Annotated in this window: 5 protein-coding genes and 1 pseudogene; 5 read left to right on the forward strand and 1 reads right to left on the reverse strand. The window is 66.9% G+C overall.

What is annotated here, in order from left to right; all coding sequences use genetic code 11:
• Nucleotides 1-28 precede the first annotated feature (28 nt).
• The 5 genes from A5624_RS12440 (at nucleotide 29) to A5624_RS12460 (ending at nucleotide 5733) form a co-directional block, all read left to right on the forward strand.
• Nucleotides 29-997 carry an enoyl-CoA hydratase/isomerase family protein gene (locus A5624_RS12440; RefSeq protein ID WP_066866519.1) on the forward strand — a complete coding sequence of 323 codons (969 nt, stop codon included), beginning with the start codon at nucleotides 29-31 and terminating at the stop codon, nucleotides 995-997.
• A gap of 19 nt (nucleotides 998-1016) precedes the next feature.
• A complete protein-coding gene (locus tag A5624_RS12445; RefSeq protein WP_066866521.1) occupies nucleotides 1017-3368 on the forward strand; it encodes a CaiB/BaiF CoA-transferase family protein in 2352 nt (783 codons plus the stop codon).
• The gene (locus tag A5624_RS12450) at nucleotides 3365-4126 is read left to right on the forward strand and encodes an SDR family NAD(P)-dependent oxidoreductase (RefSeq protein ID WP_066866522.1); all 762 of its coding nucleotides are present in this window, start codon (nucleotides 3365-3367) and stop codon (nucleotides 4124-4126) included. The genes A5624_RS12445 and A5624_RS12450 overlap by 4 nt, the downstream gene beginning before the upstream one ends.
• Before the next feature lie 19 nt (nucleotides 4127-4145).
• Complete coding sequence (locus A5624_RS12455) at nucleotides 4146-5423, forward strand: hypothetical protein (RefSeq protein ID WP_082990554.1); 1278 nt, start codon at nucleotides 4146-4148, stop codon at nucleotides 5421-5423.
• A 127-nt stretch (nucleotides 5424-5550) separates the two neighbouring features.
• Complete coding sequence (locus A5624_RS12460; protein ID WP_066866538.1) at nucleotides 5551-5733, forward strand: excalibur calcium-binding domain-containing protein; 183 nt, start codon at nucleotides 5551-5553, stop codon at nucleotides 5731-5733.
• A gap of 67 nt (nucleotides 5734-5800) precedes the next feature.
• On the opposite strand, the pseudogene A5624_RS12465 reads toward A5624_RS12460, so the two are convergent.
• Nucleotides 5801-6099: pseudogene (locus A5624_RS12465) on the reverse strand (hypothetical protein); the annotation flags it as partial.

Raw genomic sequence — 6099 nt, forward strand, 5'->3', positions numbered from 1 at the left:
CGCTAACCCCCAGTGAAAGAAGAAGCCCATGCCTGAATACGACTACGAAAAGCTGAAGAAGGAAGCCGAGCAGTACATCAAGTTCGAGAAGGACAAGAAGAACCGGATCGCCTACATCACGTTCAACCGCCCGGAAGAGCTCAACTCGACCACGCTGGGCATGCGGCAGAACTACGCGGACCTGATCCACAAGTGCAACGTGGACGACGACGTCAAGGTGGTCGTGATCCGCGGCGAGGGCCAGGACTTCGGCAGCGGCGGCGACCTACCCGAGCAGCGCCCGATGCTGGAGAACCCGGGCCTGCCGCTGCACCACGAGTTGGCGATCAACGACGACGACGTCAAGTACCCGCCGGGCGGCTCGTACCGGTACCTGTCCACCGTCACCGACTTCTACGCCAAGGCCCGCGCCGGAAACCGCCCGCTGCAGGAGCTTCGCAAGATCAGCATCATCGAGGCCAAGGGCTACTGCTACGGATGGCACTTCTATCAGGCCGGCGACGCAGACCTGGTGATCTCGTCCGACGACGCGCTGTTCGGGCACCCCGCCTTCCGTTACGTCGGTTGGGGACCGCGGCTGTGGTGGTGGGCCGAGACGATGGGCCTGCGCAAGTTCTCCGAAATGCTGTTCACCGGACGGCCGTTCAGCGCGAAGGAGATGTACGACTGCGGATTCGTCAACAGTGTGGTGCCCCGCGACCAGCTGGAGGCCGAGACGGAGAAGTACGCGCTGGCATGCTCGAAGTCGCGTCCGACCGACACCGTCGCGGTGCAGAAGACGTTTCTCGAGCTCTACAAGCAGCACAAGGGCGAGTACTTCGGCAGCCTGCTGACCGGCATGGTCGAGGGCATGTTGCCGATGATCAAAAACGACGCGGAAGAGGTCGACCTGACCGGGGGCACCTTCGAAAAGGGTCTGAACAATGTGGTCAAGGACAACGACCTCAACTTCCCGCCGGAGTGGCGCCTGAGCCGCTCGGGACGCGCGAAGCCCTGACCGATTTGGCGGGGCGTACATGTCCGCGCTGACGGGTATCAGGATCGTCGAGTTAGCCGAATCCGTCGCGGGCGAGTATTGCGGAAAGCTGCTGGCCGACTTCGGCGCCGAGGTGATCAAGATCGAGGCGCCGAAGCGCGGCAGCGCGACCCGCGCCATGGCGCCCGTCGTTGGCGACGGTTGCGAAGGCAGCGCCCTGTTCGCCTACCTCAACACCAACAAACGCTCGGTCGTTCTCGATCTCGGCTCGGCGGCCGACATCGAGCGGCTGCACCGGCTCATCGACACCGCCGACGCGGTAGTCGAAGGCCGGACCGCGGGCTGGTCCGCACAACACCCGTCGGTGGTCTGCTGCTCCATCACCCCGTACGGCGAAGGCGTGGCCGCCGAGTTCGACAATGCTCGCAGCATCAATGTCTTTCACGCCAGCGGCTGGGGATATCACACGCCGAGCCACCCCGACCCGACCAAGCCGCCGCTGCAGGGTCCCGGCCGCTTCCTGGCCGACTACGAGGCGGGGCTGGAGGCGGCGCTGTGCGTCGCGTCGTCATTGTGGGGACGTCTGCACACCGGGAACGGCGAGTTCATCGACATCTCCGAGCAGGCCGTGCTGGTGTCGCGCGCCGATTGCATCCTGGGCCGCCTCGTCACCGGCGAGGTGCCGGCCGACGGTGAGCGCGGCGATTACGATCAGGCGGGGCCGGCCTCGTTCTTTGCCTGCACCGACGGTTTCGTCTACTTGTACATGACCAGCCGGTCCCACTGGGCCGGGGTGAAACGCCTGATGGGACAACCGGATTGGCTCGACGGGTTCGAGGACGACTGGCTGGAGTTCTCCGTCACCGCCGAGAAGGTCACGGCTTTTCAGCGCGGCTTCGCCGCATGGGTCGCCGGCCTCGCCAAGGAGGAGGCCTCGGAACTGGCGCAGCGGCTCGGTGTGCCGCTGGTGCCCGTCAACGGCGCCGCGGACCTGCACCAGTCGCCGCAGTACCGCCATCGCGGTTTCTTCCAGCGGGTCCGCCATCCGGTGCTGGGTGACGCGGCGTATCCCACGGTGCCGTATGCGTTCAGCGCATCGCCCGCCCGGATCACCGGCGCCGCACCGCGGCTCGGCGAACACACCCGCGCGGTCATGGACAGCATCGACGCTCCGCGCACCCGGCCGGCGGTCAGGCCGGCCCAACTCAAGCCACCCAAGAACCCGCGGGGTGGGCCGCTGGAAGGGGTGCGCGTCGTCGAGCTCACCAAGGTGTGGGCCGGCCCGTACGCCGGAAAGCTGCTGGCGATGCTAGGCGCCGAAGTCATCAAGATCGAGACGGCCGACAGCCCCGAGGAGATGCGTGCCTACGGCGGCACGGACATCAACCATGCGCCCTACTTCTTGAGCATCAACCCCGAGATCCTCAGCGTTGACCTCGATATCAAATCGGCCGACGGGATGGCACGGCTGCGGGAGCTGATCGCCCGCAGCGATATCGTCCTCAACAACCTGCGCCCCGGCGCCATGGAACGCCAAGGCCTGGGGTACCGACAGCTCACCGAGATCAAGCCCGACATCATCTCGGTGTCGATCAAGATGTGGGGCAACGACGGGCCGCTGGGCCACCAAACCGGTTATGCGCCATGCTTTGCCGCGCTGGCCGGACCGGCAGCGCTGGTCGGCTATCCCGGCGGCCCGCCGCTGGGGACCAGCATGCGCTACGGTGATTCGACGGTCGGGGCCGCCGCGGCCTATGCCGCCGTGGTGGCATTGCTGCATCGCGAGTTCAGCGGCGCAGGGCAATTCGTCGATCTGTCGGCGGTGGAGACGCTCTCCTCGATGATCGGTGACTGCCTGTTGGAGCAGTCGCTGACCGGCCGGCAGCTGGGTCCGGCCGGCAACAACCATCCCGACATGTGCCCGCACGGCTGCTACCCGTGTGCCGACGGCGCTTGGGTCACGGTAGCGATCGCGACCGACGCCGAATGGCTCCGGTTGTGCGAGGCGCTCGACGCCGCGACGCTGGCCGACGATCCCCGCTACGCGACGAGCGATTCGCGACACCGGCACGCCCGGGCGCTCGACGCGGACCTCGCCCGGCTCACCCGAGACCAGGACGCGGAGCGGCTCGCGCAGCGGCTGCGGGCCGCCGGGGTGCCGGCCGCCAAGAGCGCCACTTCGGTGGATGTGATTGGGGATCAACGGTTGTGGGACCGGGAGCTGTACCGGTTCGTCACGGATCACCGCGAAGGTCAGCGGCCGGTGCTCGGGCCGTCCTGGCGGATGGCGCGTTCCCCCGCGCGGATCGTGCGCGGCGCGCCGGACCTCGGCGAGGACACCGACTACGTTTTACACGAGATACTCGGCACGCAACCGACGGGCGGAACATGACGACACTGGCGCGCGCAGCGGCCCTGGTCACCGGCGCCAGCAGCGGCATCGGCGCGGCGACGGCCCGAGCGCTGGCGGCGCAGGGCGCGGCGGTCGCCTTGCTGGCGCGCCGGGCCGACCGGCTGGAGGAGCTGAAGGCCGAGATCGAATCCGTCGGTGGGACAGCGCTGGTCGTGGCGGCCGACGTCACCGATGCCGAACAGGTGGCGTCCGCGGTGCGGCGCACCGTCGCGGAGCTGGGACGCCTCGACATCCTGGTGAACAACGCGGGCCTGATGCAGTCGGCGCCCGCGACCGAGGCGTCGCTGCGTGATTGGGACCAGATGGTGTCGGTCAACGTGCAGGGCGTCCTCTACGCCACGCGCACGGCGCTTCCGCACCTGATCGAGGCGGCCGCCGACGCACCGCGCGGGGTGGCCGATCTGGTCACCATCAGTTCGACCGCCGGCTGGGTCGCGCGGCCGAACACCGGGGTGTATTCGCTGACCAAATTCGGGGTGAACGCCTTCAGCGAGGGCCTTCGCCAAGAGGTGCTGGGTAAGCGGGTCCGGGTCGGGGTGGTGGGTCCCGGAACCGTGGACACCGAGATCTTCAGTCACCTGGCCGAATCGTCGCGGGAGGCGTTCGAACGGCAGACGGCCGGCATGGTCATGCTGCGGCCCGAGGACATCGCTGATGCCGTGTTGTTCATGGTGACGCGCGACCGCCGGGTGGCGGTCAATCACATGTTGGTGCGCTCGGCCGAACAGACCTGGTAACGGCGTGGCTTCGGACTGGGTGATCGGTGACCACCACGGACTGCCGTTCCCGGCCGACCCCGCGTCGTTGCGCAGCGGCGGGGCGGGGTTTTTGACCGAGGCGTTTCGGGCCTCCGGGGTGCTGGATGGCAACGGCGTGGCCCGGATCGGCGACTTCCGCGAGATCAGCGGTGGCAGCACCGGACGCAAGGCGGTGCTGTCGGTCGAATATGAAAGGCCCGCAACGGGTCTGCACACCGACCTGTTCGTTAAGTTTTCCCGCGATTTCCACGACCCGGTGCGCGACCGCGGAAAGACCCAGATGCAGGCCGAGGTTCGGTTCGCCTCCTTGGCGCGAGCGCCCGGATTCCCCATCGCGGTGCCCAGCCCGCAGTTCGCGGACTACCACGGTCCGACCGGTACCGGGATATTGATCACCGAACGAATCCGCTTCGGCACTAACGGGATCGAGCCGCAATACCACAAGTGCCTCGACTACGAGATGCCCAATCCGCTGGAGCATTACCGTGCGCTGCTGACCGCGCTGGCGCGGCTTGCGGGCACGCACCGGTCCGGCCGGCTGCCCGCGGACCAGACCGCGCACTTTCCGCTGGATGTGCAGGCCGCGACGGTGGGGGAGCGGGTGCTGCTACCGGCGGGCAAACTGGAACGGCGGATCGACCGGCTGGCCGAGTTCATCCGTACCCATCCCGGGCTGGTGCCCGCCGGCACCGGCTCACCGGAATTCCTGGCGCGCATGGCCGATGAGGCGCCCCGATTGGCGCAGTATGAAAACACGGTCGCCGATCACCTGGCCGCCGACGCCGACTACGTTGCGCTGTGCCACTGGAACGCCAACATCGACAACGCGTGGTTTTGGCGAGACGCCGACGGCACGCTGCGCTGTGGATTGATGGACTGGGGATGCGTCAGCCAGATGAATCTCGGCATGGCGTTGTGGGGAGCCATGTCCGGCGCCGAAAACGACATGTGGGACACCCATCTCGACGACTTGTTGGAACTATTTGTCGCGGAGTTTCAACGCTATGGCGGTCCGCACCTGGAGCCGGACAGGTTGCGCCGGCACACGCTGCTGTATGCGGCCGTGATGGGTGTGGCCTGGCTGTTGGACGTTCCGGCGTTGCTGCGCAGGCGATTCGACGCCGCGCCGAGCAGCCGCACGGACCCGCGGATCAGGGCCGACGAGAGCGTGCGGGCGCCCCTGCAGATGCTGTCGAACCTGCTGTTGCTGTGGCAGCGGTACCGCATCGGAGACCTGCTCGACGAGGCACTCGCCGAAGGTGTTCGACTGAGCTAGCGCCCGACCTCGGGCGCCGGTCCAGATCATGCTTCAATTCGCCTCCGAAATGTAGTGCTCACGATAAAATCCATCCGCACACAGGAGGATTGAGCTACCAATGATGACTCGTCTGGTTATGGCGGGAATGGCCGCAACCGCCATGTTTGTCGGCATCGGCGCGACCATCGCGCCCCCTGCACAGGCAGGTCCGCCCTACAGGAACTGCAGCGAAGCCCGCAAAGATGGCCGGTACAACATCCCCAGGGGCGATCCCGCTTACCAGCAGAAGCTGGACCGCGACAACGACGGTATTGCTTGCGAGTCGTAGCACTGCCGGTCAGCGCACCTCGGAAAGGCTCCACCGCACCCTGCACTTGCACAACGAGTTTCGTGTGCTACGGCTCACCGTCGTCTCCGTCGCGCAGGAGTTTTTCGGGGTGGTGGAAGGTGTTGGTGCGGGGTTGGCCGGTGTCGAGGTGTGGGGGTGGGATCCATTGGGTGTCGCCGTGGGTGTTTTTTCGGGTGGTCCAGCCGCCGGGGCGTAGTAGGCGGTGGTGGGGGCCGCAGGCGAAGGTGAGGTTGTTGACGTCGGTGGTGTGGCACTTGCTGTAGTCGGTGACGTGGATGCTCCTATGCAGCGTCAAGTGTGTCGAGTGATGGGTTGAGGTCGGCTTGGAGGGCTCGGTAGAGCTCG

Origin of the sequence: Mycobacterium sp. 1482292.6 (assembly GCF_001672995.1) — a bacterium.
Taxonomy (GTDB): Bacteria; Actinomycetota; Actinomycetes; order Mycobacteriales; family Mycobacteriaceae; genus Mycobacterium; species Mycobacterium europaeum_A.